The organism is Pseudomonas sp. ADAK21, assembly GCF_012935735.1.
GTDB lineage: Bacteria > Pseudomonadota > Gammaproteobacteria > Pseudomonadales > Pseudomonadaceae > Aquipseudomonas > Aquipseudomonas proteolytica.
In genome coordinates this window covers 1,615,687-1,641,018 of the sequence record NZ_CP052857.1, presented here as the reverse complement: position 1 = coordinate 1,641,018, position 25,332 = coordinate 1,615,687, and the positions used below count along the sequence as shown (strand labels likewise).

At 61.3% G+C, this 25,332-nt stretch carries 23 protein-coding genes; 10 read left to right on the top strand and 13 right to left on the bottom strand.

Annotated features, from left to right (window positions below):
* Positions 1 to 58: 58 nt before the first annotated feature.
* Positions 59 to 571, top strand: a complete 513-nt coding sequence (locus tag HKK57_RS07535) for a dihydrofolate reductase (RefSeq protein WP_169389989.1) — start codon at positions 59 to 61, stop codon at positions 569 to 571.
* A 150-nt stretch (positions 572 to 721) separates the two neighbouring features.
* Here HKK57_RS07535 and HKK57_RS07530 read toward each other — a convergent pair whose 3' ends face one another.
* Positions 722 to 2,113 (bottom strand): L-cystine transporter, encoded by a 1,392-nt coding sequence (locus tag HKK57_RS07530; protein ID WP_104911137.1) that lies wholly within the window; start codon positions 2,111 to 2,113, stop codon positions 722 to 724.
* 242 nt (positions 2,114 to 2,355) lie between these two features.
* Here HKK57_RS07530 and HKK57_RS07525 point away from each other — a divergent pair, with 242 nt between their 5' ends.
* Positions 2,356 to 3,414, top strand: coding sequence for a phosphorylcholine phosphatase (locus tag HKK57_RS07525; protein ID WP_029300603.1), 1,059 nt, complete (start codon positions 2,356 to 2,358; stop codon positions 3,412 to 3,414).
* 168 nt (positions 3,415 to 3,582) lie between these two features.
* Here HKK57_RS07525 and ilvD read toward each other — a convergent pair whose 3' ends face one another.
* The 3 genes from ilvD to HKK57_RS07510 form a co-directional block, all read right to left on the bottom strand.
* Positions 3,583 to 5,424 (bottom strand): dihydroxy-acid dehydratase, encoded by a 1,842-nt coding sequence (ilvD, locus tag HKK57_RS07520; protein WP_029300604.1) that lies wholly within the window; start codon positions 5,422 to 5,424, stop codon positions 3,583 to 3,585.
* Positions 5,425 to 5,728: 304 nt separating this feature from the next.
* Positions 5,729 to 6,187, bottom strand: a complete 459-nt coding sequence (locus HKK57_RS07515; protein ID WP_029300606.1) for an REP-associated tyrosine transposase — start codon at positions 6,185 to 6,187, stop codon at positions 5,729 to 5,731.
* A 230-nt stretch (positions 6,188 to 6,417) separates the two neighbouring features.
* Entirely contained in the window at positions 6,418 to 7,614 is a 1,197-nt protein-coding gene (locus HKK57_RS07510) for a class I SAM-dependent rRNA methyltransferase (RefSeq protein WP_029300608.1), read from the bottom strand.
* Between the two features lie 296 nt (positions 7,615 to 7,910).
* Between HKK57_RS07510 and HKK57_RS07505 the strand changes: the two genes are divergently transcribed.
* Positions 7,911 to 8,723, top strand: a complete 813-nt coding sequence (locus tag HKK57_RS07505) for an HDOD domain-containing protein (protein ID WP_169851357.1) — start codon at positions 7,911 to 7,913, stop codon at positions 8,721 to 8,723.
* 21 nt (positions 8,724 to 8,744) lie between these two features.
* Positions 8,745 to 9,557 (top strand): bifunctional DNA-formamidopyrimidine glycosylase/DNA-(apurinic or apyrimidinic site) lyase, encoded by an 813-nt coding sequence (mutM, locus tag HKK57_RS07500; protein WP_057440389.1) that lies wholly within the window; start codon positions 8,745 to 8,747, stop codon positions 9,555 to 9,557.
* Between the two features lie 121 nt (positions 9,558 to 9,678).
* Here the strand turns inward: mutM and HKK57_RS07495 are convergent, their stop codons facing one another.
* From HKK57_RS07495 to HKK57_RS07475, 5 genes are all read right to left on the bottom strand, one after another.
* Entirely contained in the window at positions 9,679 to 9,930 is a 252-nt protein-coding gene (locus HKK57_RS07495; protein ID WP_029300613.1) for a YfhL family 4Fe-4S dicluster ferredoxin, read from the bottom strand.
* A 103-nt stretch (positions 9,931 to 10,033) separates the two neighbouring features.
* Positions 10,034 to 10,513 carry a pantetheine-phosphate adenylyltransferase gene (coaD, locus tag HKK57_RS07490; protein ID WP_003176711.1) on the bottom strand — a complete coding sequence of 160 codons (480 nt, stop codon included), beginning with the start codon at positions 10,511 to 10,513 and terminating at the stop codon, positions 10,034 to 10,036.
* A gap of 239 nt (positions 10,514 to 10,752) precedes the next feature.
* Positions 10,753 to 12,348, bottom strand: a complete 1,596-nt coding sequence (locus tag HKK57_RS07485) for a GMC family oxidoreductase (RefSeq protein WP_154907070.1) — start codon at positions 12,346 to 12,348, stop codon at positions 10,753 to 10,755.
* Between the two features lie 53 nt (positions 12,349 to 12,401).
* Positions 12,402 to 12,947: a twin-arginine translocation pathway signal protein gene (locus tag HKK57_RS07480; RefSeq protein WP_154907069.1), complete on the bottom strand. Its 546-nt coding sequence runs from the start codon at positions 12,945 to 12,947 to the stop codon at positions 12,402 to 12,404.
* 28 nt (positions 12,948 to 12,975) lie between these two features.
* Complete coding sequence (locus HKK57_RS07475; protein ID WP_029300620.1) at positions 12,976 to 14,403, bottom strand: coniferyl aldehyde dehydrogenase; 1,428 nt, start codon at positions 14,401 to 14,403, stop codon at positions 12,976 to 12,978.
* Between the two features lie 147 nt (positions 14,404 to 14,550).
* Between HKK57_RS07475 and HKK57_RS07470 the strand changes: the two genes are divergently transcribed.
* Together HKK57_RS07470 and HKK57_RS07465 are read left to right on the top strand one after the other, a co-directional pair.
* On the top strand, positions 14,551 to 15,222 hold the full coding sequence (locus HKK57_RS07470) for a TetR/AcrR family transcriptional regulator (RefSeq protein WP_029300622.1): 672 nt from the start codon (positions 14,551 to 14,553) through the stop codon (positions 15,220 to 15,222).
* Positions 15,223 to 15,255: 33 nt separating this feature from the next.
* Positions 15,256 to 16,110: a sulfurtransferase gene (locus HKK57_RS07465; protein WP_169389988.1), complete on the top strand. Its 855-nt coding sequence runs from the start codon at positions 15,256 to 15,258 to the stop codon at positions 16,108 to 16,110.
* Positions 16,111 to 16,223: 113 nt separating this feature from the next.
* On the opposite strand, the gene HKK57_RS07460 is transcribed toward HKK57_RS07465, so the two are convergent.
* The 4 genes from HKK57_RS07460 to HKK57_RS07445 form a co-directional block, all read right to left on the bottom strand.
* Positions 16,224 to 17,222, bottom strand: a complete 999-nt coding sequence (locus tag HKK57_RS07460) for a hydrolase (protein ID WP_071609989.1) — start codon at positions 17,220 to 17,222, stop codon at positions 16,224 to 16,226.
* Positions 17,223 to 17,353: 131 nt separating this feature from the next.
* Positions 17,354 to 17,968 (bottom strand): 16S rRNA (guanine(966)-N(2))-methyltransferase RsmD, encoded by a 615-nt coding sequence (rsmD, locus tag HKK57_RS07455; protein ID WP_070993981.1) that lies wholly within the window; start codon positions 17,966 to 17,968, stop codon positions 17,354 to 17,356.
* Positions 17,968 to 19,458: a M16 family metallopeptidase gene (locus tag HKK57_RS07450; RefSeq protein WP_169389987.1), complete on the bottom strand. Its 1,491-nt coding sequence runs from the start codon at positions 19,456 to 19,458 to the stop codon at positions 17,968 to 17,970. The genes rsmD and HKK57_RS07450 overlap by 1 nt, the downstream gene beginning before the upstream one ends.
* Entirely contained in the window at positions 19,451 to 20,806 is a 1,356-nt protein-coding gene (locus HKK57_RS07445; RefSeq protein WP_029300738.1) for a M16 family metallopeptidase, read from the bottom strand. Before HKK57_RS07445 ends, HKK57_RS07450 begins: the two co-directional genes overlap by 8 nt.
* 341 nt (positions 20,807 to 21,147) lie before the next feature.
* Here HKK57_RS07445 and ftsY point away from each other — a divergent pair, with 341 nt between their 5' ends.
* The 4 genes from ftsY (at position 21,148) to rpoH (ending at position 25,261) form a co-directional block, all read left to right on the top strand.
* Positions 21,148 to 22,605 carry a signal recognition particle-docking protein FtsY gene (gene ftsY, locus HKK57_RS07440; protein ID WP_169389986.1) on the top strand — a complete coding sequence of 486 codons (1,458 nt, stop codon included), beginning with the start codon at positions 21,148 to 21,150 and terminating at the stop codon, positions 22,603 to 22,605.
* Positions 22,602 to 23,273 carry a cell division ATP-binding protein FtsE gene (ftsE, locus tag HKK57_RS07435; protein WP_003213784.1) on the top strand — a complete coding sequence of 224 codons (672 nt, stop codon included), beginning with the start codon at positions 22,602 to 22,604 and terminating at the stop codon, positions 23,271 to 23,273. Before ftsY ends, ftsE begins: the two co-directional genes overlap by 4 nt.
* Entirely contained in the window at positions 23,270 to 24,292 is a 1,023-nt protein-coding gene (gene ftsX, locus HKK57_RS07430) for a permease-like cell division protein FtsX (protein WP_029300742.1), read from the top strand. The genes ftsE and ftsX overlap by 4 nt, the downstream gene beginning before the upstream one ends.
* 114 nt (positions 24,293 to 24,406) lie before the next feature.
* Positions 24,407 to 25,261, top strand: coding sequence for an RNA polymerase sigma factor RpoH (rpoH, locus tag HKK57_RS07425; RefSeq protein ID WP_003176698.1), 855 nt, complete (start codon positions 24,407 to 24,409; stop codon positions 25,259 to 25,261).
* The last annotated feature ends 71 nt before the right edge of the window (positions 25,262 to 25,332 follow it).

Below are 25,332 nucleotides of genomic sequence, written 5' to 3'. Positions count from 1 at the left end.
TTGTGTCAGTGAGCCTGGAGCATAACCCCTGGCCCGCGCCTCTGGTATTCTCGTTGCCATGAAAAAAACTCTCCCTTTAAGCCTGATCGCAGCCCTCGGTGAAAACCGCGTGATCGGCGTCGACAACAGCATGCCCTGGCATTTGCCGGGGGATTTCAAATATTTCAAGGCCACCACCCTGGGCAAGCCGATCATCATGGGGCGCAAGACCTGGGATTCCCTGGGCCGACCGTTGCCGGGGCGGCTGAACATTGTGGTCAGTCGTCAGACCGATCTTGAGCTTGAAGGTGCGCAAGTTTTTCCTTCACTGGACGCAGCGGTTGAACGGGCCGAAGCCTGGGCGCTGGAGCAGGGTGTGGATGAGCTGATGCTGATCGGCGGCGCGCAGCTGTATGCGCAAGGCCTGGAGCAGGCGGATCGCCTGTATCTGACGCGGGTTGCGTTGAGCCCGCAGGGGGATGCGTGGTTTCCCGAGTTTGACTTGAACCAGTGGAAGCTGGTGTCGAATGTGCAGAATCCGGCAGAAGGCGACAAGCCGGCGTACAACTTCGAAGTCTGGGAAAAGGCCTAGCTCTCTGTGGCAAGGTGGCTTGTCCCCCGCTGGGCTGCGAAGCAGCCCCAAAACCAGGCCCTCGCGGTCTACCTGACACACCTTGGTATGCCTTATTGGGGCTGCTACGCAGCCCAACGGGGGACAAGCCCCCTCTCCACAGGGGGGGCTTTAGGCTTGCGCCAACTCAGGATGCTCGTCGGCATTGAGCAGCTCTTTATCGGTCTGCTGCATGATCTGGCTGGTAATCGCCCCGGCGGTCATCGAACCATTCACGTTCAACGCCGTGCGGCCCATGTCGATCAGCGGCTCCACGGAAATCAGCAACGCCACCAACGCCACCGGCAAGCCCATGGCCGGTAGCACGATCAGCGCGGCAAACGTCGCACCGCCGCCCACACCGGCCACGCCGGCTGAACTCAAGGTCACAATCGCCACCAATGTTGCGATCCACAGTGGGTCCAGCGGGTTGATGCCCACGGTCGGCGCGACCATCACCGCCAACATCGCCGGATACAGGCCGGCGCAACCGTTCTGGCCAATCGTCGCGCCAAACGAGGCGGCGAAGCTGGCGATGGACTGCGGGATGCCCAGGCGACGGGTTTGCGCTTCGATGCTCAACGGGATGCTTGCTGCGCTGGAGCGACTGGTAAACGCGAAGGTCAGTACCGGCCACACCTTGCGGAAGAAGCGCAGTGGGTTGATCCCGGCCAGCGACAGCAGCAGGCCGTGGACTACAAACATCAGCCCCAGTGCCAGGTAGGAAACCAGCACGAAGCTGCCGAGCTTGATGATGTCTTGCAGGTTGGAGCTGGCGACCACTTTGGTCATCAACGCCAGCACGCCGTAAGGGGTCAGCTTCATCACCAGGCGCACCAGGCGCATCACCCAGGCTTGCAGGGTGTCGATGGCGTTGATCACTTTCTGGCCTTTTTCCACGTCGTCCTTGAGCAGTTGCAGCGCGGCAACGCCCAGGAACGCGGCGAAGATCACCACGCTGATAATCGACGTCGGCTTGGCCCGGGCCAGGTCGGCAAACGGGTTCTGCGGGATGAACGACAGCAGCAACTGCGGGATATTCAGGTCGGCGACCTTGCCTGCGTAATCACTCTGGATCACTTGCAGGCGCGCCAGTTCCTGAGTGCCGGCCACCAGGCCTTCGGCGGTAAGGCCGAACAGGTTGGTCAGGCCGATACCGATCAGCGCCGCAATGGCGGTGGTGAACAGCAGCGTGCCAATGGTCAGGAAGCTGATTTTGCCCAGGGATGCGGCGTTATGCAGGCGAGCTACGGCGCTGAGGATCGAGGCGAACACCAGCGGGATCACGATCATCTGCAACAGTTGCACATAACCGTTGCCGACCAGGTCGAACCAGCCGATCGAGGCTTTGAGCACCGGGTGGCCTGCGCCGTAGATCGTATGCAGGGCCACACCGAAGGCAACGCCCAGGACCAAGGCGAACAACACCTTTTTGGCCAGGCTCCAGTTAGTACGGCGGGTTTGTGCCAGGCCCAGCAATAATGCGAGGAACACCAACAGGTTGAGAATCAGCGGCAGATTCATTGAAGCTCCAGGTAAAGGACTGCCAATCGCATGAGCGTGCGACTGCGAACCGGAAATCCTAACAGCTTGAAATATATTGATTTAATACCGTTATGGAATGGCGACTGTCGTTTTTGGAATAAGGCGTTGACGCTCCTGTGTAAGTGGGTGACGGGATCAGGACGCCGTCGGTCGTGCGTGTGGCGGGGGCTGTCATACAGATTTGTTAGCGTTGGTGCTTTTCACTCAGGGAGAAAACGCACATGAAGCTCGCGCCGAGACTGTTTGCCGCCGCGCTGTGCCTGGGGCTTGCCAGCCAGGTCATGGCCGCCACCGAGTTGAAACACTGGCCGGCACCCGCCGCCAAGCAACTGAATGAAATGATCACCGCCAACGCCAACAAGGGTAACTACGCGGTATTCGACATGGACAACACCAGCTACCGCTTCGACCTTGAAGAGTCGCTGCTGCCGTACATGGAAAACAAGGGCCTGATCACCCGTGACAGTCTCGACCCGTCGCTCAAGCTTATGCCGTTCAAAGACACCGCCGACCATAAGGAAAGTCTGTTCAGTTACTACTATCGCCTGTGCGAAGTGGACGACATGGTCTGCTACCCGTGGGTCGCCCAGGTGTTCTCTGGCTTCACCCTCAAGGAACTCAAGGGCTACGTCGATGAGCTGATGGCCTCCGGCAAGCCGGTGCCGGTCACCTACTTCGAAGGCGATGTGGTGAAGAACATGGAGGTGCAGCCACCGAAAATCTTCACCGGCCAGACCGAGCTGTACAACAAGTTGATGGAAAACGGCATCGACGTGTACGTGATGACGGCGGCCTCTGAAGAGCTGGTGCGCATGGTCGCTTCGGATCCCAAGTACGGCTACAACGTCAAGCCGCAGAACGTCATTGGCGTCACCACCCTGCTCAAGGACCGCAAGACCGGCGAGTTGACCACCGCGCGTAAGCAGATCAGCGCCGGCAAATATGACGAAAAAGCCAACCTGGGCCTGGAACTGACCCCCTACCTGTGGACCCCGGCAACCTGGATGGCAGGCAAGCACGCGGCGATCCTCACCTACATCGATGAATGGAAAAAACCGGTACTGGTCGGCGGCGACACCCCCACCAGCGACGGCTACATGCTGTTCCACGATGTGGACGTGGCCAAGGGCGGCATTCACTTGTGGATCAACCGCAAGGACAAGTACATGACCCAACTCAACGGCATGATCGCAAAGCACGCCGCGGCCCAGGCCAAGGAAGGCTTGCCGGTGACGGCGGACAAGAATTGGGTGATCGTCAAGCCCGACGAAATCCAGTAACCCTGTAGGAGCTGGCTTGCCTGCGATGGCATCGACGCGGTGTATCAGGTACGCCGTGGTGTCCCCATCGCAGGCAAGCCAGCTCCCACATTTGATCTCCTGTGGCTTGGCGATTCAGGCAGGCAAAAAAATGCCCCGCACCTGGCGGGGCATTTTCATGGGCGGGGCTTACAGGCCGTCGAGCATGGCCTTGTTACGCACCGCACCCTTGTCGGCACTGGTGGCCAGCAGGGCGTAGGCTTTCAGCGCGGTGGTGACTTTGCGCGGACGCTTCTCCACCGGTTTCCAGCCTTTCTTGTCCTGCTCAACCCGGCGTGCGGCCAGTTCTTCATCGCTGATCAACAGGTTGATCGAGCGGTTCGGAATGTCGATCAGCACCTTGTCGCCATCCTGTACCAGGCCAATCGCGCCACCGGCTGCGGCTTCTGGCGAAGCGTGGCCGATGGACAGGCCGGACGTACCGCCAGAGAAGCGACCATCGGTCAGCAGTGCGCAGGCTTTGCCCAAACCCTTGGACTTGAGGTACGACGTCGGGTAGAGCATTTCCTGCATACCCGGGCCGCCTTTCGGGCCTTCGTAGCGGATGATCACGATGTCGCCTTCTTTCACCTCGTCGGCAAGGATGCCGCGCACCGAGCTGTCCTGGCTTTCGTAGATCTTGGCGCGACCTTCGAACACATGGATCGACTCATCCACGCCGGCGGTTTTCACCACGCAGCCGTCGAGGGCGATGTTGCCGTACAGCACGGCCAGGCCGCCTTCTTGCGAGTAGGCGTGCTCGACGCTACGGATACAGCCGTTTTCACGGTCGTCGTCCAGGGTGTCCCAACGGGTCGACTGGCTGAATGCCGTCTGGGTCGGGATCCCGGCAGGGCCGGCCTTGAAGAAGGTGTGCACGGCTTCATCGTCAGTCTGGGTGATGTCCCACTTGGCGATGCCTTCGGCCAGGGACTTGCTGTGCACGGTCGGCAGGTCGGTGTGCAGCAGGCCGCCACGGGCCAGGGAACCCAAGATCGAGAAGATCCCGCCGGCACGGTGCACGTCTTCCATGTGGTACTTCTGGATGTTCGGCGCGACTTTGCACAGTTGCGGCACGTTGCGGGACAGGCGGTCGATGTCGCGCAGGTCGAAATCGATCTCGGCCTCCTGGGCGGCGGCCAGCAAGTGCAGGATGGTGTTGGTGGAACCGCCCATGGCGATATCCAGGGTCATGGCGTTTTCGAACGCCTTGAAGTTGGCGATATTGCGCGGCAATACCGACTCATCGTTCTCGGTGTAGTAACGCTTGCACAGCTCGACGATGGTGCGGCCGGCCTGCAGGAACAACTGCTCGCGGTCACTGTGGGTCGCCAGCGTCGAACCGTTGCCCGGCAACGCCAGGCCCAGGGCTTCCACCAGGCAGTTCATCGAGTTGGCGGTGAACATGCCGGAGCACGAACCGCAGGTTGGGCAAGCGCTGCGCTCGTATTCCGCGACCTTCTCGTCAGAAGCGCTGGAATCGGCGGCGATGACCATGGCGTCCACCAGGTCCAGGCCGTGGGAGGCGAGCTTGGTCTTGCCGGCTTCCATCGGGCCGCCGGAGACGAAGATCACCGGGATGTTCAGGCGCAGGGAGGCCATCAGCATGCCGGGGGTGATCTTGTCGCAGTTGGAGATACACACGATGGCGTCGGCGCAGTGGGCGTTGACCATGTACTCCACGGAGTCAGCGATGATCTCGCGGCTCGGCAGGGAATACAGCATGCCGTCATGGCCCATGGCAATGCCGTCGTCCACGGCAATGGTGTTGAATTCCTTGGCCACGCCGCCAGCGCGTTCGATCTCACGGGCGACCAGTTGGCCCAGGTCCTTGAGGTGGACATGGCCCGGTACGAACTGGGTGAACGAGTTGGCAATCGCGATGATCGGCTTCTTGAAGTCGTCATCTTTCATCCCCGTGGCACGCCACAGAGCGCGCGCGCCGGCCATGTTGCGGCCGTGGGTGGATGTTTTCGAGCGGTAATCTGGCATGGAGCACTCCGGGCGGCTAATCAGGAATCAAAGGGGAGTGAGCTTCTATTGACGTCTGGAACACCCGAAAAATGGCCCTGGTGTCCGGAAGTTGCCGCAAACGTGACGGGATCGCCGTGCGCATTGGCCTTGAGCTCATAAACCCGCCGGGGGATGACTGGCGATGAATACGGCCGATTCTACACCGTCTTCCTGTAGGAGCGAGCTTGCTCGCGAAAAACCCATAGGCGACGCAGGTTGCCTGGGGGCGCTGCGTTATCGTTGGCGTTCTTCGCGAGCGAGCTCGCTCCTACAGGGAGACGTTTCAAAGCCAGATGGCATCCCACAGTGGGTATTGGCCGATGTGTTCGACCAGACCGGCTCGCAAAGGATTGGCAATGATGTAGCGGGCCATAACCTTCAAGTCCTCTTCCCTGCGCAGCGCTCGGTCGAAGTAACCTTTTTGCCAAATCGTCCCGAAGGTGCGTTTCGACTGGTTGATGGCGCGGGCACTTCGCGATTTGGTGGTTTGCATCAGCCTAGGCAAATCGCCGTTATGCAATTCGACCAGCCAATGAAAATGGTCAGGCATGACTACCCAGGCCAGCGAAGTTGCCTCGCCGTCTTCCTGTGCCTTTCTGAACTCGCTGACAAGTAGGCGGCCGATACGCCAGTCCTTGAAGATTGCCTGCCGCTGGTGGGTCACGGCGGTCAGCAGATAGATTCTTCCAGGCTCTGAATAGCGCCCTGCACGCAGCCGATGCGCATTTTGCGGGGTGGACATTCCTTCGTTCTCTTCTGTGGTTAGAAGAGAAAAGGTAGGTGGCGCCAGCGTCTATGGGTGTTCAAACAGTAATTCTGAATATGCCACGGCCCACTGTAGGAGCGAGCTTGCTCGCGAAAAACCCATAGGCGACGCAGGTTACCTGGTAGCGCTGCGTTATCGTTGGCGTTCCTCGCGAGCGAGCTCGCTCCTACAGTGGAGCCGGTTTCAGGTTGGAACCGGGATTTGGCTTAGCTATTGGGCAACAACCGGCACGTAATGCTCTTGATATACCGCGTCTCGGCAATCGCCGGGTGCACCGGGTGGTCCGGGCCCTGGCCGCCGCGTTCCAGCATCTGGATATTGCGGTCCAGGTGGCGGGCGCTGGTCAGCAGGATGTTTTGCAGGTCGTCTTCCGGCAGGTGCATGGAGCAGGAGGCGCTGACCAGGATGCCGTCCTTGCTGAGCAGGCGCATGGCTTGCTCGTTCAGGCGGCGGTAGGCGCCTTCGCCGTTTTTCATGTCTTTTTTGCGTTTGATGAAGGCCGGTGGGTCGGCGACGATCACGTCGAAGCGTTCTTCGCTGGCTTTCAGTTCTTTCAACGCTTCAAAGACGTCGCCTTCGATGCAGGTCATCTTCTCCGCGACGCCGTTGAGCGCGGCGTTGCGCTCGACGCCATCGAGGGCGAAGGCCGAGGCGTCGACGCAGAACACTTCACTGGCGCCGAACGTTGCAGCTTGCACGCCCCAGCCGCCGATGTAGCTGTACAGGTCGAGGACGCGTTTGCCTTTGGCGTACGGGGCCAGGCGTGCGCGGTTCATGCGGTGGTCGTAGAACCAGCCGGTCTTCTGGCCCTGGATCACCGGGGCTTCGAATTTCACGCCGTTTTCTTCCAGCGCAACCCACTCCGGCACCAGGCCGAACACGGTTTCGACGTAGCGGTTGAGGCCTTCGGCATCGCGTGCGGCGGAGTCGTTCTTGAACAGGATGCCGCTGGGCTTGAGCACTTGGGTCAGTGCGGCGATCACGTCTTCTTTATGGGCTTCCATGGTCGCCGAGGCGATCTGCACCACCAGGATGTCGCCGAAACGGTCGACTACCAGGCCCGGCAGCAGGTCGGAATCGCCGTAGACCAGGCGGTAGAACGGCTTGTCGAACAGGCGGTCGCGCAGGGACAGGGCGACGTTGAGGCGGTGCACCAGCAGCGACTTGTCCAAAGGCAACTTGATGTCACGCGACAGCAGGCGCGCGCAGATCAGGTTGTTCGGGCTCATGGCCACGATGCCCAGGGTCTTGCCGCCGGCGGCTTCGAGGATGGCCTGGTCGCCTGCCTGGAAGCCGTGGAGTGGGGTGGCGGCCACATCGATTTCGTTGCTGTAGACCCACAGGTGGCCGTTGCGCAAACGACGATCGGCGTTGGCTTTGAGACGCAGGCTTGGCAGGGACATGACGTCGCTCCGGAAAAAAGAGCGGGAGTATACCGTGTTGTGTCGTTGTTGGCCGCGCCGCCGGACATGTGGGAGCTGGCTTGCCTGCGATCCAGGCGACTCGGTCTGTCTGTCGCACCGCAGCGATGCCATCGCAGGCAAGCCAGCTCCCACATTTTGCTCCGGTTTCCAATCCGGCTTTTGAGGTGTCGGTCAGGTTCCCATCGGGGTTAGAATCGCCGCCTAGCCCAGAGTATGTACCTATGTCCCAAGAGCTTTCCGCCGAACAGATCCAACAGGCCCTGCAAGGCATCAGCGTGCCGCCCCAACCGCAGATCATGGTGGATTTGCAGATGGAGCAATATATGCCCGACCCGGACCTGGAGGTGATTGCGCGGTTGATCTCCCAGGACCCCGGCCTGTCCGGCTCGTTGCTGAAAATCGTCAACTCGCCGTATTACGGCCTGAGCAACAAAATTGCCTCGATCCAGCGCGCGGTCAACCTGCTGGGCAGCCGCTCCATCGTTAACCTGATCAACGCCCAGTCGATCAAGGGCGAGATGAGCGACGACACCATCGTCACCCTCAACCGGTTCTGGGACACGGCCCAGGATGTGGCGATGACCTGCCTGACCCTGGCCAAGCGCACCGGCTCCCAGGCGGTGGACGAAGCTTACGCCCTGGGGCTGTTCCACGATTGTGGCGTGCCGCTGATGCTCAAGCGGTTCCCGGACTACATGAGCGTGCTGGAAGATTCCTACGCCAAGGCCGGGCCTGATTGCCGGGTGGTCGACACCGAGAACCGCGCGTTCCATACCAACCATGCGGTGGTGGGTTATTACACCGCCAAGTCCTGGCGCCTGCCGGAACATGTGACCAACGCCATCGCCAACCACCACAACGCCCTGGCGATTTTCAGCGATGAGTCGGCGCGCAACAGCCCGCTGAAAAACCTGCTGGCGATCCTGAAAATGGCCGAGCATATCTGCGCGTCCTATCGGGTGCTGGGCAACCAGACGGTGGACCATGAGTGGGAGAGCATCGGCCATCTGGTCCTGGATTACGTGGGCCTGTCGGACTACGACTTCGAAAGCATGAAGTTGTCGATCCGCGAACTGGGCGCGCACTAACCTTTCTATCGCGAGACAAATATGCCTGAGCTGCCAGAAGTCGAAACCACCCGGCGCGGGATTGCGCCGCACCTGGAAGGCCAGCGGGTCAGCCGCGTGGTGGTGCGTGAGCGGCGCCTGCGCTGGCCGATCCCCGAAGACCTGGATGTTCGCCTGTCCGGGCAGCGTATCGTGCTGGTGGAGCGGCGGGCCAAGTACCTGCTGATCAACGCCGAAGTCGGCACCTTGATCAGCCACTTGGGCATGTCGGGCAATCTGCGCCTGGTGGAAGTCGGTCTGCCGGCGGCCAAGCATGAGCATGTGGATATCGAGCTGGAGTCGGGCCTGGCCCTGCGCTACACCGACCCCCGGCGTTTTGGCGCGATGCTCTGGAGCCAGGACCCGCATAACCACGAACTGCTGCTGCGCCTGGGGCCGGAGCCGTTGACCGATCTGTTTGATGGCGAGCGCCTGTTCCAGCTGTCCCGCGGGCGCTCCATGGCGGTCAAGCCGTTCATCATGGACAACGCGGTGGTGGTGGGCGTGGGCAATATCTACGCGACCGAGGCGCTGTTTGCCGCCGGGATTGATCCGCGCCGGGAAGCCAAGGGCATTTCCCGTGGGCGTTACCTGAAGCTGGCGATCGAGATCAAACGCATCCTCGCGGCCGCCATCGAGCGTGGCGGTACGACCTTGCGTGACTTTATTGGCGGCGACGGGCAGCCGGGGTATTTCCAGCAGGAGCTGTTTGTCTACGGGCGTGGGGGCGAGGCGTGCAAGGTGTGCGGCAGTGAGTTGCGCAATGTGATGCTGGGGCAGCGGGCGAGTGTGTTTTGCCCTAAGTGCCAGAGCTGAAGACAGCAGGCGCTGCGGCTTGCCTCATCGCGGGGCCCGCTCCCACATTTTGACTTGTGGGCACCTTCAAATGTGGGAGCTGGCTTGCCTGCGATGAGGCCCGCCCAGCCGCCACAAGGTTTCAGGCCTTACCGGTAATCAACCGGTACTTCTCCATCAACTGCTCTTCCGTTTCCGGCCGGGCTTCATCCAGCGGAATGCAATCGACCGGGCACACTTGCTGGCACTGGGGTTCGTCGTAGTGGCCGACACACTGGGTGCACAGGTTGGGGTCGATCACGTAGATCTCTTCACCCTGGGAAATGGCAGCGTTCGGGCACTCGGGTTCGCAGACGTCGCAGTTGATGCAATCGTCGGTGATGATCAGGGACATGGAAACTCCTGCCAGGGCACTCTGCCAAGGCATCTGGAAAACTAATGCGCGCAATTGTGCCGCATTGGCGCCCGCAGTGCGAGCGGGCGCCGGTTGAGCGGTCTTACTTCTTGAAGCGCAGAGTCAGTGCATCCGCCACCGCAGGGTGTACGAACTTGGTGATATCACCGCCCAAGGCCGCAATCTCTCGGACCAACGTCGAGGAAATAAACGAATAACGCTCCGACGGCGTGAGAAACAGGCTCTCTACGTCCGGCGCCAGTTGGCGGTTCATGTTGGCCAGCTGGAATTCATATTCGAAATCCGACACCGCGCGCAGGCCGCGCAGGAATACATTGGCGTTCTGTTCCTTGGCGAAGTGCGCCAGCAGTGTCGAAAAGCCCACTACTTCAACGTTCGGCAGGTGCTTGGTGACCTCGCGGGCCAGCTCCACACGCTGTTCCAGAGGAAACAGTGGGTTTTTCTTGGGGCTGGCAGCGACCGCGATGATCACATGGTCGAACAAGCGCGAGGCGCGTTCGACCAGATCGCCATGGCCTTTGGTAATCGGGTCGAAGGTACCTGGGTACAACACTCGGTTCATCGCGTCGTCCTGGCGGAGTTCGTTGGGGAACCGGATGGTATCGCAGCCATCCCGGTCGGCCAAGTCAACTTATTCAGAAGAAAGCACTATAGACACCGCGAATACCCCTATGAACCCCCTGTAGGAGCGAGCTTGCTCGCGAAGAACCCATAGGCACCGCGGGCAATCTGATAGCGCTGCGTTATCGTTGACGTTCTTCGCGAGCAAGCTCGCTCCTACACGGGCGCATAATCGGTTTTTCATGCTGTTTTCAGACGCTCGGCCAGTGCTGTCGCCAGTTGTGCGGTCAGGCCATACACCGACAATTGTGGGTTGGCGCCGATACTGGTGGGGAACAATGAACCATCGTGGATCGACAGGTTACGCAACTGGTGATGCCTTCCAAGGCTATCGGCTACCGCATTTTTTGGCTCTTCACCCATGGCACAACCGCCCATCACATGGGCGCTGCCCAGGCAGGTGCGATGCAGTTCCAGGTTCAGGCCGTCGATCAGGCTGCGTGCCTCGGCCAGTGTGCTGACGTAGCGCGCGTCATGGTGCAGCGGCTTGACCGACTTGGCGCCGGCGGCAAACTGGATCTCGGCCATGCTATGGAAGGCCCGGCGCAGGCCGTCCCAGGCGTAGGGCGAGACCTCATAGTCGAGTACCGGCGTGCCATCGCCGCGCAGGCCGACGCTGCCGCCCTGACTGTCGGGGTGGAAGCCATCCCGCAGCAGCGCCAGCATCGCATGGGTCTTGGGCAACTGGCTCATGTCCAGGGCGTTCTGCGTGCCGTAACCGCCGAACAACGTGCTGGCCAGGGCCGGGTGTAAGGGCGGTGCTTCGAGCTTGTAGGACATTTTGCCCGTGGTGCCGTCCTGCCATTGAAAGTGATCAGAGTAAATCGACTGCGGCGCGCCGTAGAACGGGTTGATCACCTCGTCGAACAACCCCGCGGAAAAATTCACCAGGTGCAGGAAGGTGCGCTTGCCCAGGCGCGAGTGTGGGTCGGGTGCGTCCGAGCGCATCAGCAGCGCCGGGCTGTTGATGCCGCCGCCGGCCAGTACGTAATGCTTGGCTTTGACCGTGATCTTACGGCCGGTGGGCGCTACGCAGCGCGCGTCCATGGCCACGCATTCGAGGCTGGTGATGGTGTCGCCGCTGAACTTCAGGCGCTCGGCGCGGGCCAGGTACAGCAGCTCGCCGCCTTGCTCCAGGGTCGAAGGAATGGTGGTCACCAGCATCGATTGCTTGGCGTTGACCGGGCAGCCCATGCCGCAATAACCCAGGTTGAAGCAGCCACGCACGTTGCGTGGGATCACGTGCCAGCTGTAACCGAGCTTTTCGCAGCCTTTGCGGATCACGTCATTGTTGGCGTTGGGCGGCAGGGCCCAGGGGGCGATGCCCAGGCGTTGCTCCATCTTTTCAAACCATGGCGCCATCTCGGCGCTGCTATGGCCTTTGACCGCGTATTCACTGGCCCAGTGGGACAGGGTTGGGTCCGGTGTACGAAAACTCGAAGTCCAGTTGATCAACGTGGTGCCGCCCACGGCGCGGCCCTGCAGGATGGTGATGGCGCCGTCCTTGCTCATGCGGCCGATGCCTTCCTGATACAGGCTGGCGTAGGCCTCGTCTTCCAGTAGCTTGAAATCGCTGCTGGTCTTGAGCGGGCCTTCTTCGATCAGCAGCACCTTGTAGCCAGCGGCGCTGAGAATCTCTGCAGTGGTGCCACCCCCTGCGCCGCTGCCGATGATCGCGACATCGGCTTCCAGCGTCAGGTCCTGGTCGAGGGCAGCGCCATTATGGGTTTTCCAGCCGCGGGCCATGCCATCGCGGAACACATCAGGTACGGGCATCAGCTTATTCTCTTGTTTTTATCAGCGGTCATGACGTGTAGGAGCTATCACGGTCAGATTTGCGGTGGGCCGGGGTACCCGCAATGGGCCCAGGACTCGGGCCGGAAGTACCAGGCCATGATCACCAGCTTGAGCAGCGAGCCCTGGCCCATGCGCAGCAGGTTGAGGAAGCTGTTCTCCCAGCGATGCAGGAAGTTGCGGATCTGCTCGCTGCTGGCGTTTTCCCAACTGCCCCAGATGCCGGTCAGCGGGCCACGGGTGACGGCCATGCCCAGTACGTCGAACAACTGCTGGGTCAGCTTGAACATCTCCGGCGACAGGTGCTGCAGGCTGTAATCGAGTTTTTTCAGGGTGTCTTCGATACCCGCCGCCACGACCTCGGCGCTGGCCGCGCCCTCTAGCAACACTGGGATCACTGCGCGCAAAAACGGCAGGTCGCTGTGGCGCAGCATGGCAAAGCCGCTGGCGGGAGTGCTGCTGGAGCAGCCGCTGAGGCTGGCACCAAGGCCTGCAGTCGCCAGGAAGGCGCTGGCGCACAGGCCGATTTTCAAGACGCCGCGCCGCGACAGCGCGGGTGATTCAGTCAGGCTAGGGTTCATTTTTATTGTTGTCCCAGTGATAACGGTTTTAGCGCACGAACAGCTTCTGGATCAGTTTCTGGATGGCTTTGCCATACGGTGGGTAAATCAGCTTGGCCGCATTCAGGCGTTGTTTGATCAGCACGCCCTTGGCCTTGCTGAAGGTGAGGAAGCCTTCATGGCCATGGTAGTGGCCCATGCCCGAGGGGCCGATGCCGCCAAAAGGCATATCGTCCTGGGCCACATGCAGCAGGGTGTCGTTCAGGCACACGCCGCCGGAATGGGTTTCGTGGAGTACGCGATTCTGTTCGGCCTTGTTGTAGCCGAAGTAATACAGCGCCAGGGGGCGAGGGCGCTGGTTGATGTAGGCGAAGGCTTGGTCGATCCCGCGATAGGGCACGATGGGCAGCACCGGGCCGAAAATCTCGTCCTGCATCACGGTCATTTCATCGCTGACGTTCAGCAGCAGGCTATGGGCCATGCGCCGGGCCTGGCCCTGGTCATAGAGCGGAACCAGGGTCGCGCCCTTGTCGGTGGCGTCCTTGACGTAGGCATTGAGCCGGGCGAGTTGTCGCTCGTTGATGATGGCGGTGTAGTCCGGGTTATCAGCCAGGGTCGGATAAAACCCGCGTACCGCCTGGGTGTAGGCCGCGACGAAGCCATCCACCCGGTCCTCGGGGACCAGCACATAGTCCGGCGCCACACAGGTTTGCCCGGCATTCAGCGCCTTGCCGAAGGCGATCCGTTCGGCGGCATCCTTGAGCGGCACATCGGCCGAGACAATCGCCGGGGATTTACCGCCCAGTTCCAGGGTGACCGGGGTCAGGTGCTCGGCGGCGGCGCGCATGACGTGCTTGCCGATGCTGGTGGCGCCGGTGAACAGCAGGTGATCAAAAGGCAGTTTGGAAAACGCCATGCCCACTTCGGCTTCGCCGAGCACCACGCACACCAGGTCTTCGGGGAAGATTTGCGCCAGCAGGTTCTTGAGCAACTGGCCAGTGGCCGGGGTGGATTCGCTGAGCTTGAGCATCACCCGGTTACCTGCCGCCAACGCACCGACCAGCGGGCCGATGGCCAGGTACAGCGGGTAGTTCCAGGGCACGATCACCCCGATGACCCCCAGGGGTTGATAGATCACTTTGGCAGATGCCGGTTGGAAGGCGATACCTACAGCGCGGCGCGACGGTTTCATCCAGCCCTTGAGGTGTTTGCTGGCGTAGTGGATGCCATGCAGGCTGGGCATCAGCTCGGCGAACAGGGTTTCGTCGGCACTGCGATGGCTGAAATCGTTGCTGATGGCCTCGATCAGCGCCTGGCGCTCATCGCTGAGCAGGTCGCGCAAGGCCTTGAGCCACTGCTGGCGCTGCGCCGCTGGTGGCATCGGGTTGGCTGCGTAGGCGCGGCGCTGGGCAGCGAACAGGTCCTGGAGTTGGTCCAGCGCCTGGGAATCTTGCAGGTAAGCAACGTTGGCAGACATGACGCAGTTCCCGATTGTTATTGGAATACCTGCGTTTTTAGAGTCATTACTCTATTTTGTCAAATGCCTTCGCTGCAACATGCAGTTTTATCCTGGCAAGGATAGACCGTAAGATGTTTGTATCAGGATTCAAGAAGCCGATCCCCTATGGCACCACGAGTAAAGACCAGCGAACGCATTGTGCAAACCAGCCTGGAGCTGTTCAACCAGCAGGGCGAGCGCAGCATCAGCACCAACCATATTGCCGCCCATATGGAAATATCCCCGGGCAACCTGTACTACCACTTCCCGAACAAGCAGGCGATTATCGCGGTGCTGTTTCGTGAGTACGAAGCATTGGTAGACAGTTTCCTGCGCCCGCCCCAGGGGCGCGCCATGGTGGTCGAGGACAAGCGCTTCTACCTGCAGGCGGTGCTGGCGGGCATGTGGCGCTATCGTTTTCTGCACCGCGATCTTGAGCATCTGCTGGAAAGCGACCCGGAACTGGCCACCGGCTACCGGCGTTTCTCCCAGCGTTGCCTGATCCAGGGGGGCGCGATTTACCGGGGGTTTGTCGAGGCAGGGATCCTGAACATGGACCCGGTGCAGACCGAAGCCTTGACCCTCAACGCCTGGATTATCCTCACCTCCTGGGTGCGTTTTTTGTGCACCACCAACGAGAACTCCGCACACCTGAGTGCCGAGGCAATCAAGCGCGGGGTGTACCAGGTGCTGGTGCTGGAGGCAGGGTTTATCACGCCCCAGGCCAAAGAGGCCGTGGACGCGTTGTTCAAGGAGTTTTATGTGCCGTTGAGTCAGGCACTGGAAGAAGTGAAGTAGGCCCTTTCCCGAACATATTTCCAGGAGTCCGTTATGCCGCTTGCGCAACTGATCAGCCCGCAACAACTGGCCGAACGCCAGAAGCACGCAGGCCTCGTCATCCTCGATTGCCGCTTTGCCCTGGAAGACCCGGACTACGGGCGTTGCAGCTATGCCGAGGGGCATATCGAGGGCGCGCAGTATGCGGACCTGGAGCGCCACCTCAGCGGGCCGGTGACCAAGGGCGTGACGGGTCGCCATCCGCTACCGGCGCCCCAGGCGCTGGTCCAGCAGTTGCAGGCCTGGGGCATCAATGCTGACAGCGAGATTGTGCTGTATGACGACGGCCCTGGCGCGTATGCCGCCCGTGCCTGGTGGCTGCTGGCGTGGCTGGGCAAGCGCGACGGCGTGTCGATCCTCGATGGTGGGCTGAAAGCCTGGCATGCCGCGGGTTTCCCCTTGAGCCTGGATGCGCCGAGCACCGAGCCTGGCACCTTCACCGGCAGCCCGGACAACCATTTGCTGCTGGATGCCGAACACCTGCAAAAACGCCTGGGCCAGCCGGGCCTGACCCTGATCGACGCCCGCGCCTTGCCGCGCTTTCGCGGCGAGGTGGAGCCGATTGATCCGATTGCCGGACACATTCCCGGGGCGCAATGTGCAGCGTTCAACGAGAACCTGGGCAGTGATGGGCGTTTCTTGCCGGTGGAGCAGCTCAAGCAGCGGTTTGCCGACAAACTGCAAGGTCGTTCGCCGGATGAATTGGTGGCGTATTGCGGCTCGGGCGTGACGGCGTGCCACAACCTGTTTGCCCTGAGCCTGGCGGGGTATCCGTTGGGCAAGTTGTATGCGGGGTCGTGGAGTGAGTGGATCAATGATCCGCAGCGCGAAATTGCTACTGGCGATTAAGTGGGTAATCCCCGATCAAATGTAGGAGCGGGCTTGCCCGCGAATGCGGTGTGCCAGCCACCGAATTTATTAGCTGAAACGCCGCATTCGCGAGCAAGCTCGCTCCCACATGATTAACCGTGTTTTACCCGTAACCATTGCGGGATCCGCCGCTCCAGGTAGTACCCAGGCGTCTTCAGCGAGCCGTCGACAAACCCCACATGCCCGCCCTTGGCCTGCAGTTCAAACTCGGTGCAGTCCGACAGTTCGCTGGCCTGGGGCAAGCTGTGGGCAAACACAAAAGGATCATCTGCCGCGTGGATGATCAGCGTCGGCGTGCGGATTGCCCCGAGGAAGTAACGACTCGACGCCCGTCGGTAATAGTCCTCGGCACTCAAGTAGCCATGCAGCGGTGCGGTGACGCGGCCGTCAAAATCCCAGAACGTGCGCATTTTCTCCAGCGAGCCGAGCTGCGCCAGGGTCTTCAATGCTTCTTCGCGTCCGTCCGCCAGGAACTGGCGCTGCTTGACCCGGATATAGCCGAGCATCTCGCGCATGAAATGCTTTTGATAGACCCGTGAAAACCCCAGGCCTATGCGGTCGGCGCACTGGTCCAGGCGAAACGGCACCGATACCGCCGCAGCTCCCTGCAGGCCGGAGTTGTCACCGGTTTCGCCCAGGTGCTTGAGCAACACATTGCCACCCAGGGAGTAACCCACGGCATACAGTGGCGCCAACGGTCGCTTGGCCCGCAGGTGCGCAATGGCGGCCGCCAGGTCTTCACTGGCGCCTGAATGGTAACTGCGGGCTAGCAGGTTGGGTTCGCCGGAACAACCGCGCCAGTTCAGGGCGACGCTGGCCCAGCCTTGGCTGGCCAAGGCTTTTTGCAGGCCGGCGACGTAGGGCGAGTTGGACGAGCCTGTCAGGCCATGCAGTACCAGCACCAGTGGTGCGTGCGGGTCATGGGGGCCATGCCAGTCGAGGTCGAGGAAGTCACCATCCTCCAACCACAGGCGCTCGCGCTGGCGATCGAGGTGGGTGGTGGGGCGCCAGAGTGGGCCCCACAACGTTTGCAGGTGGGGGTTACCGAGGCCGAAAGCGGGAGTGAAGCGGTCTGAAGGTTTCGGCACGATGAGGGGTCTCGACACTACTCTTAAGGGGGTGTGGCCAGTGGGTTGTGGCGAGGGGGCTTGTCCCCCGTTGGGCTGCGCAGCAGCCCCAAAAACCTGCTATCTCGGTACACCTGAAAAAAGCAGTGGTCCTATTAAGCGGTCTGCAGCGTACGTTGCCACAGTGCGTAATACACCCGCCCGGACTTTTGCTCACGGTGCAGGCGCCAGTTGCCGGGCAGGCCCAGGGTCGACGGCGCGGTCTCGCTTTCGGTGTAGACCCAGGCGTCATCGGCCAGCCATTGGCGCTCTTCCAGCAGCGCGCAGACGGTTGGCAACAGGTTCTGGTTGAACGGCGGGTCGAGGAACACTACATCGAATGCACTGGCCGGCTGGGTTTCCAGGTAGCGCAGGGCATCGGCGGTCTGTACATGGCCCGTGGTGCAACGCAGTGTGCCCAGGTGCTCGCGCAGGCTGGAAACCGCCACGTTGCTCGCGTCCAGGGCCTGGCCCAGGGCGGCGCCACGGGACAGGGACTCGAGGAACAGCGCGCCACTGCCAGCAAACGGGTCAAGTACCTTGGCCCCCTCGATGTACGGCGCGAGCCAATTGAACAAGGTCTCGCGGACCCGATCCGGGGTGGGGCGCAGGCCCACCACATCGGGGAAACTCAGCTTGCGGCTGCGCCATTGGCCGCCAATGATGCGCAGTTGGCCAACACCGTTATGAACGTTATGGACAGGTTTTTTAGGACGCGATGGACTGGCCATTAATGCTCCGGAACCCCGAGCGGCTGCTCGGCAGGTTTATCAGTGGGGGGCGGTAGTGGCTTTTGCGCGGTGGTGGGACCAGCGGTCACGATCACCATTTTATCGCTGCTCAAGTGTTTGTTCATGGCGGCCTTGACCTGATCGACGGTCAGGGCCTGGGATTGCTGCATGAAGTCTTCCAGGTAATTGAGCGGCAGGTTGTAGAACCCCATGGCGCCCAGTTGCCCGACGATATCGGCGTTGCTCGCGGTGGACAGCGGGAAGCTGCCGGCCAGTTCGCGCTTGGCGTCATCCAGTTCTTTTTGCGTCGGCCCGGTCTTGAGGTAGTCGGCCAGCACTTGCTCCACCAGGCGCAAGGTGCCGCCGCTCATTTCGGCGCGGGTCTGCAAGTTGATCATGAAGGGGCCACGCACCTGCATCGGCGAGAAGCCCGAGTACACGCCATAAGTCAGGCCGCGCTTCTCACGCACTTCGCTCATCAGGCGGGTGCCAAAACCACCACCCCCCAGGATCTGGTTGCCCAGGGACAGGGCGGCGTAGTCCGGGTCGGCGCGGTTGATGCCCAGTTGTGCGAACAGCAGATGCGTCTGCTTGGATGGAAACTCGATATGCCCCAGGCCAGCCTTGGGTTCGGTTGGCTCGGCGATCTTCGCCAGCGCCGGGCCCTTGGGCAGGGATGCGGAGACTTTGGCCGCCATGGCCTCGGCGTCTGCGCGGGACAGGTCGCCGACCATCGCGATCACCGCGTTGCCGGCGGCGTAGGCCTTGGCATGGAATGCCTTCAGCTGTGCCTGGGTAATGGCCGGAACGCTCGCAGGGGTGCCTTCGCTCGGGTGCGCATAGGGATGCTCGCCATATAGGCGCTTGAACAGCTCGATACTCGCCAGCTTGCCCGGGTTCTGTTTCTGGTACTCGAAGCCGGCCAGCAGTTGGTTCTTGATCCGCGCCAGGGAGTCGGCGGGGAAGGTCGGCTGGCCGATCACCTGGTCAAACAGCGTAAGGGCGGCGTCGCGTTTGTCGGCGGCACTGAGGCTGCGCAGCGAGACCAGCGCCATGTCACGGTAGGCACCGTTGCTGAAATCGGCGCCCAGGCCTTCAAAACCGGCGGCAATCTGCCCCACATCCTTGCCCGGCACGCCTTCGTTGAGCATGGCGTTGGTCAGCAGGGCCAGGCCCGGCGTGTTGCCGTCCTGGCTGCTGCCGGCGGCGAACAGGATGCGCATGTCGAACATCGGCAGTTCGTGGGCCTCGACGAACAGCACCTTGGCGCCTTCGGCGGTATTCCAGGTCTGCACGTTGAGCTTGCGGTTGGTCGGGTTCTTGCCATCCAGCTCTGCCAGGGATTGCAGGGTCTTGCTGGACTTGGCCTGCTCCAGCGCCGGGCTGGCCATGGAGTCGTCCGGGCGGCCGATATACACCGCGACCGCCGCCACCAGGGTCACGACGATCAGGCCGGGCAGCACCAGGCGGTTGTTTTTGCGATCACTCATGAGTGGTCTCCTCGGGCAGGACATGGGCGATACTCAGGCGTTCGCGGGTGAAATACGTGCGCGCGGCCTTCTGGATGTCCTCGGGTGTCACGCTTTGCAGCTCGGCAAGCTCGGTGTCCATCAGCTTCCACGACAGGCCGACCGTTTCCAGGGAGCCAATGGCTGTGGCCTGGCTGGTGATGGAGTCGCGCTCGTAGACCACGCCGGCAATGACCTGGGCGCGGATGCGTTCCAGCTCCTCGGCGGTCGGTGGCTTGGCCTTGAGTTCGTCCAGCAGGCGCCAGAGCCCGGCTTCGGCCTGGGCCACGGTTTTCTTCTTCTGCTGGTTGGGCGTGGCGCTCAAGGTGAACAGGCTGTCGCCACGGGTGTAGGCGTCGTAGTTGGTCGAGGCCGCGGACACCAGTTCTTCACCGCGTTCCAGCTGGCTCGGGATGCGCGCGCTGTAGCCGCCATCGAGCAGCGCCGAGATCAGGCGCAGGGCGTTGACCGAACGTTTGTCTTCGGCGGTGGCCAGGCCCGGGACGTTGAAGCCCAGGATGACGCTCGGCAATTGGGTCTGCACATGCAGGGTCAGTTGGCGCTCGCCCGGCTCGGCCAGTTCCAGGGGCTTTTTCGCCGGTGGCACGTCGCGCTTGGGGATCGGGCCGAAGTAACGCTGGGCCAGGGTTTTCACCTCATCCGGAGTCACATCGCCCACCACGACCAGGGTGGCGTTGTTGGGCACGTACCAGGATTGGTACCAGTGGCGCAGTTCCTCGACCTTCATGCGGTCCAGGTCGGCCATCCAGCCGATGGTCGGCGTGTGGTAGCCGCTAGCCGGGTAGGCCATCGCCTTGAAGCGTTCAAAGGCCTTGGACAGCGGGTTGTCATCGGTGCGCAGGCGGCGCTCTTCCTTGATGACTTCGATCTCGCGGCTGAATTCGTCGGCCGGCAGGCGCAGGGTGGCCATGCGGTCGGCCTCCAGTTCCAGGGCAACGCCCAGGCGGTCGCGGGCCAGCACTTGGTAGTAGGCGGTGTAGTCGTCGCTGGTGAAGGCGTTTTCTTCGGCGCCCAGGTCGCGCAGGATCAACGAGGCTTCGCCGGGTCCGGTCTTGGAGCTGCCCTTGAACATCATATGTTCCAGGGCGTGGGACAAGCCGGTCTGGCCAGGGGTTTCATAGCTGGAGCCGACCTTGTACCAGACCTGCGAGACCACCACCGGGGCGCGATGGTCTTCGCGCACGACGACCTTGAGGCCGTTGTCCAGGGTGAATTCATGGGTGGGTTGTGGGTCGGCAGCCAAGGCTGAAAGGGGCAGACAAACTGTGCTGAGCAGCAGGCCTGCGGCGCGGCGGGCTAGAGCATTCATTCGTTTTTAAACCTGTTGGGCTGCCCGCTTGGTCTTAGCGTCGGCGGGCGAGGAGGTGCTAGGATACTGATCCGTATTAGCGGCGGCCACTGCGGCTGTCATATCGTTTCGGATCCAGTCGTCGTAAAGATGGAGTTATCGGTGGGTTTCCCCGGTTTTAATCCGCTTTTCGCCGATTTTATCGCTTCAGTCCTATATTGAATCGATTTGTTGAGGCTGTATTCACGCCTCACAAAATGCTGCGCATGAACAAGCTGGCTAAAAAACAGTCTGTTGCGCATCGAATATTATTTACCGAGGCGCCACCTAGGCGCGTCGCTACCGTGAGATAGCCGTCCTCCATGTTTGGTTCCAACGACGACAAGAAGAGCCCAGCTGCGGCTGGCGAGAAAAAAGGCCTGTTCGGATGGCTGCGCAAAAAGCCGCAGGAAACCGTCGTCGAACAGCCGCAAGTCCAACCTGAGCCTGTGCCCGAGCCTGTTCTGCAGGCGGAACCTGCGATTGAGCCGGTGGCCGAGCCTGTCGTCGAGGCCCTCGTGGTGTTGCCTATGGCCGAACCGGTGTTGCAACCGGTGGTGGAGGCTGCGCCAGAGCCAGAGCCAGAGCCAGAGCCAGAGCCAGAGCCAGAGCACAAGCCATGGCCGTCATTGCCGGTGGCTGAAGAGCCCGTTGCGTTGGTGGAGGATGTGCAGGCCGAACATGCAGCGCCGCCGATTCCTGCCATTGTCGAGCCTGTCGAGCCGCTACCCGTCGTCGTTGAGCCGGCCCCGCTCGTAGTCGAGCCCGCTCCGCTGGTGATCGATGCTGCTCCCGCAGTCATCGAGGCTGTCGCAGTGCCTGCGCCTGCCGAGGCGCCTGTCGAAGCCAGCAAGACCGGCTTCTTCGCCCGCCTCAAGCAAGGTCTGAGCAAAACCAGCGCCAGCATCGGCGAAGGCATGGCGAGCCTGTTCCTCGGCAAGAAAATCATCGATGACGAGTTGCTCGAAGACATCGAGACCCGCCTGCTGACTGCTGACGTGGGCGTCGAAGCCACCGCCGTGATCATCCAGAGCCTGACCCAGAAGGTGGCGCGCAAGCAGCTCACTGACGCCGACGCGCTTTACAAGTCATTGCAGGCCGAACTGGCCGCCATGCTCAAGCCGGTGGAAGCGCCGCTGGTGATCACCGAGAAGAAACCCTTCGTGATCCTGGTGGTAGGCGTCAACGGCGCCGGCAAGACCACCACCATCGGCAAGCTGGCGAAGAAGCTGCAACTGGAAGGCAAGAAAGTCATGCTCGCCGCCGGTGACACCTTCCGCGCCGCTGCGGTGGAGCAATTGCAGGTGTGGGGCGAACGCAACAAGATCCCGGTCATCGCCCAGCACACCGGCGCCGACTCCGCTTCGGTGATCTTCGATGCCGTGCAGGCCGCCAAGGCCCGGAACATCGATGTACTGATCGCCGATACCGCCGGTCGCCTGCATACCAAAGACAACCTGATGGAAGAGTTGAAGAAAGTCCGCCGGGTGATGGGCAAGCTCGACGCCGACGCGCCGCACGAGGTGCTGTTGGTGCTGGACGCCGGCACTGGGCAGAACGCGATCAGCCAGGCCAAGCAATTCAACCAGACGGTACAGCTCACTGGCCTGGCATTGACTAAGCTCGATGGCACGGCCAAGGGTGGGGTTATTTTCGCCCTGGCTAAACAATTCGGGTTGCCGATTCGTTATATCGGTGTCGGCGAAGGTATTGATGACCTGCGCACCTTTGAGGCCGAACCCTTTGTCCAGGCACTGTTTGCCGAGCGGGAGCGTTCATGATTCGTTTTGAACAGGTGGGCAAGCGCTACGCCAACGGGCATGTCGGCTTGCATGAGCTGAGTTTCCGGGTGCGCCGTGGCGAGTTCTTGTTTGTCACCGGTCACTCCGGCGCCGGCAAAAGTACCTTGCTGCGCCTGTTGCTGGCCATGGAGCGCCCCACCACCGGCAAACTGCTGCTGGCGGGCCAGGACCTGGCCACCATCAGCAATGCACAGATCCCGTTCCTGCGTCGGCAGATCGGCGTGGTGTTCCAGAACCACCAGTTGCTGTTCGACCGCACGGTGTTCAACAACATCGCCTTGCCATTGCAGATTCTCGGCCTGTCCAAGGCCGAAATCGTCAAGCGTGTGGATTCGGCCCTGGAGCGCGTGGCGCTATCGGACAAGACCGATTTGTACCCCGGCGACCTGTCCACCGGCCAGCAACAGCGCGTCGGCATTGCCCGCGCCATTGTCCACCGCCCGGCCTTGCTGCTGGCGGACGAACCCACCGGTAACCTCGACCCGCGCCTGGCCGCAGAGATCATGGGGGTTTTTGAAGACATCAACCGCCTGGGCACCAGCGTGCTGATTGCCAGTCACGACCTGGCATTGATCGCGCGCATGCGCCATCGCATGTTGACCCTGCAGCGCGGTCGCCTGATTGGTGACGGGGAGGCCGGCGTATGAGTGCCACACGCAGCCCTAAAGTCTCCGAGCGCGTCGCGCCGAAAGCGGCCGATCCGCAACCGCAGAAAAAGAAACGCGACGAAGATGACGGTCCCGATTTCAGCACCCTGCTGCACGCCTGGATCGAAAGCCATCGCGCCAGCCTGGTGGATAGCCTGCGCCGCTTGGGCAAACAGCCGATTGGCAGCTTCTTTACCTGCCTGGTAATGGCTGTGGCGTTGAGCCTGCCGATGGGGTTGTCGTTGCTGCTTAATAATGTCGAGCGCCTTGGCGGCTCCTGGCAGCGTGCGGCGCAGATTTCCCTGTACCTGCAACTGGATGCCAGCGCCACTGAAGGCGAGGCCTTGCGCGAGCAGATCAAGAACCTGCCGGGCGTGGCGGATGCCGAGTACATCAGCCGCGACCAGGCCCTGGAAGAATTCCAGCAGCAATCGGGCCTGGGCGAGGCGCTCAAGGAGCTGCCGCAGAACCCGCTGCCGGGCGTGGTGCTGGTGACGCCAAATGAAATCGACAAGACGGCCCTTGAAGCATTAAGACAAAAATTGGCTGAACTGCCCAAGGTACAACAGGCGCAGCTTGATTTAGTCTGGGTCGAGCGTCTGGCGGCGATTCTCAAGCTGGGCGACCGGTTTGTCTTCGGCCTGACGGTGTTGCTGGTTTCTGCATTACTTTTGGTGATAGGCAATACCATTCGTCTTCATATTGAAAACCGTCGCACCGAGATAGAAGTGATTAAACTGGTCGGCGGCACAGACAGCTATGTGCGTCGTCCTTTTCTGTATATGGGCGCGCTTTATGGCTTCGGTGCCGGGATTCTGTCCTGGGGTGTATTGGCGTTTGGCCTGGATTGGCTGAACGACGCGGTAGTCGGCCTGGCCGGTTTGTATGGCAGTGACTTTGCCTTGGCTGGCGTACCCGCTGCCGATGGTCTATCGCTCTTGCTTGGCGCGGTGTTGTTGGGTTATATCGGTGCATGGATCGCAGTCGCACGCCATCTCAGGGAGCTGGCGCCGAAATAGTGTCTTTTTGCTTGTATTGACCTTTCAGCGTTTATAGGGAACTTGTCCTACGGTTTCCGGTCAATTTTCGCAGTGCTGAACTGCACGAGTTATGTGAGTCGGAGGTTTTTTCGTATGACCACTTCTTTGCAACCTGCTTATGCTCTGGTCCCAGGCGCGAACCTGGAAGCCTATGTGCACACGGTCAACAGCATTCCTTTGCTGACGCCCGAGCAGGAGCGTGAACTGGCCGAGAGTCTCTACTATGAGCAGGATTTGGGGGCGGCTCGGCAGATGGTGCTCGCCCACCTGCGTTTTGTCGTACATATCGCCCGTAGCTATAGCGGCTACGGCCTGGCCCAGGCTGACCTGATCCAGGAAGGCAACGTCGGCCTGATGAAGGCTGTAAAACGCTTCAACCCGGAAATGGGTGTGCGGTTGGTTTCGTTCGCCGTGCACTGGATCAAGGCGGAAATCCACGAGTTCATCCTGCGCAACTGGCGCATTGTGAAAGTGGCGACCACCAAGGCCCAGCGCAAGCTGTTCTTCAACCTGCGCAGCCAGAAGAAACGCCTGGCGTGGCTGAACAACGAGGAAGTCCACCGTGTGGCTGAAAGCCTCGGTGTGGAGCCTCGGGAAGTGCGCGAGATGGAAAGTCGCCTGACCGGCCATGACATGGCCTTCGACCCGGCCGCTGAAGCGGACGACGACAGCGCCTTCCAATCGCCGGCCAACTACCTGGAAGACCACCGGTACGATCCGGCGCGTCAACTGGAAGATGCCGATTGGAGCGACAACTCCAACCACAACCTGCACGAAGCACTGGAAGTGCTGGACGACCGCAGTCGTGACATCCTCTACCAGCGTTGGCTGGCAGAAGAAAAAGCCACGCTGCACGACCTGGCGCAAAAGTACAACGTGTCGGCCGAGCGGATTCGTCAGCTTGAGAAGAGCGCGATGAACAAGCTGAAACTGTCGATCGCCGCCTAACACGCAGCGAACGGCCAAAAAAATGCCCCGATCGAAAGATCGGGGCATTTTTGTTTGTGTCGCGCCCCTGT

Bases quoted from the DNA above. Each gene is read 5' to 3' on its own strand.
- HKK57_RS07535 (WP_169389989.1), top strand. From the start codon at position 59: ATGAAAAAAACTCTCCCTTTAAGCCTGATCGCAGCCCTCGGTGAAAAC.
- HKK57_RS07530 (WP_104911137.1), bottom strand. From the start codon at position 2,113: ATGAATCTGCCGCTGATTCTCAACCTGTTGGTGTTCCTCGCATTATTG.
- HKK57_RS07525 (WP_029300603.1), top strand. From the start codon at position 2,356: ATGAAGCTCGCGCCGAGACTGTTTGCCGCCGCGCTGTGCCTGGGGCTT.
- ilvD (WP_029300604.1), bottom strand. From the start codon at position 5,424: ATGCCAGATTACCGCTCGAAAACATCCACCCACGGCCGCAACATGGCC.
- HKK57_RS07515 (WP_029300606.1), bottom strand. From the start codon at position 6,187: ATGTCCACCCCGCAAAATGCGCATCGGCTGCGTGCAGGGCGCTATTCA.
- HKK57_RS07510 (WP_029300608.1), bottom strand. From the start codon at position 7,614: ATGTCCCTGCCAAGCCTGCGTCTCAAAGCCAACGCCGATCGTCGTTTG.
- mutM (WP_057440389.1), top strand. From the start codon at position 8,745: ATGCCTGAGCTGCCAGAAGTCGAAACCACCCGGCGCGGGATTGCGCCG.
- HKK57_RS07495 (WP_029300613.1), bottom strand. From the start codon at position 9,930: ATGTCCCTGATCATCACCGACGATTGCATCAACTGCGACGTCTGCGAA.
- coaD (WP_003176711.1), bottom strand. From the start codon at position 10,513: ATGAACCGAGTGTTGTACCCAGGTACCTTCGACCCGATTACCAAAGGC.
- HKK57_RS07485 (WP_154907070.1), bottom strand. From the start codon at position 12,348: ATGCCCGTACCTGATGTGTTCCGCGATGGCATGGCCCGCGGCTGGAAA.
- HKK57_RS07480 (WP_154907069.1), bottom strand. From the start codon at position 12,947: ATGAACCCTAGCCTGACTGAATCACCCGCGCTGTCGCGGCGCGGCGTC.
- HKK57_RS07475 (WP_029300620.1), bottom strand. From the start codon at position 14,403: ATGTCTGCCAACGTTGCTTACCTGCAAGATTCCCAGGCGCTGGACCAA.
- HKK57_RS07470 (WP_029300622.1), top strand. From the start codon at position 14,551: ATGGCACCACGAGTAAAGACCAGCGAACGCATTGTGCAAACCAGCCTG.
- HKK57_RS07465 (WP_169389988.1), top strand. From the start codon at position 15,256: ATGCCGCTTGCGCAACTGATCAGCCCGCAACAACTGGCCGAACGCCAG.
- rsmD (WP_070993981.1), bottom strand. From the start codon at position 17,968: ATGGCCAGTCCATCGCGTCCTAAAAAACCTGTCCATAACGTTCATAAC.
- HKK57_RS07450 (WP_169389987.1), bottom strand. From the start codon at position 19,458: ATGAGTGATCGCAAAAACAACCGCCTGGTGCTGCCCGGCCTGATCGTC.
- HKK57_RS07445 (WP_029300738.1), bottom strand. From the start codon at position 20,806: ATGAATGCTCTAGCCCGCCGCGCCGCAGGCCTGCTGCTCAGCACAGTT.
- ftsY (WP_169389986.1), top strand. From the start codon at position 21,148: ATGTTTGGTTCCAACGACGACAAGAAGAGCCCAGCTGCGGCTGGCGAG.
- ftsE (WP_003213784.1), top strand. From the start codon at position 22,602: ATGATTCGTTTTGAACAGGTGGGCAAGCGCTACGCCAACGGGCATGTC.
- ftsX (WP_029300742.1), top strand. From the start codon at position 23,270: ATGAGTGCCACACGCAGCCCTAAAGTCTCCGAGCGCGTCGCGCCGAAA.
- rpoH (WP_003176698.1), top strand. From the start codon at position 24,407: ATGACCACTTCTTTGCAACCTGCTTATGCTCTGGTCCCAGGCGCGAAC.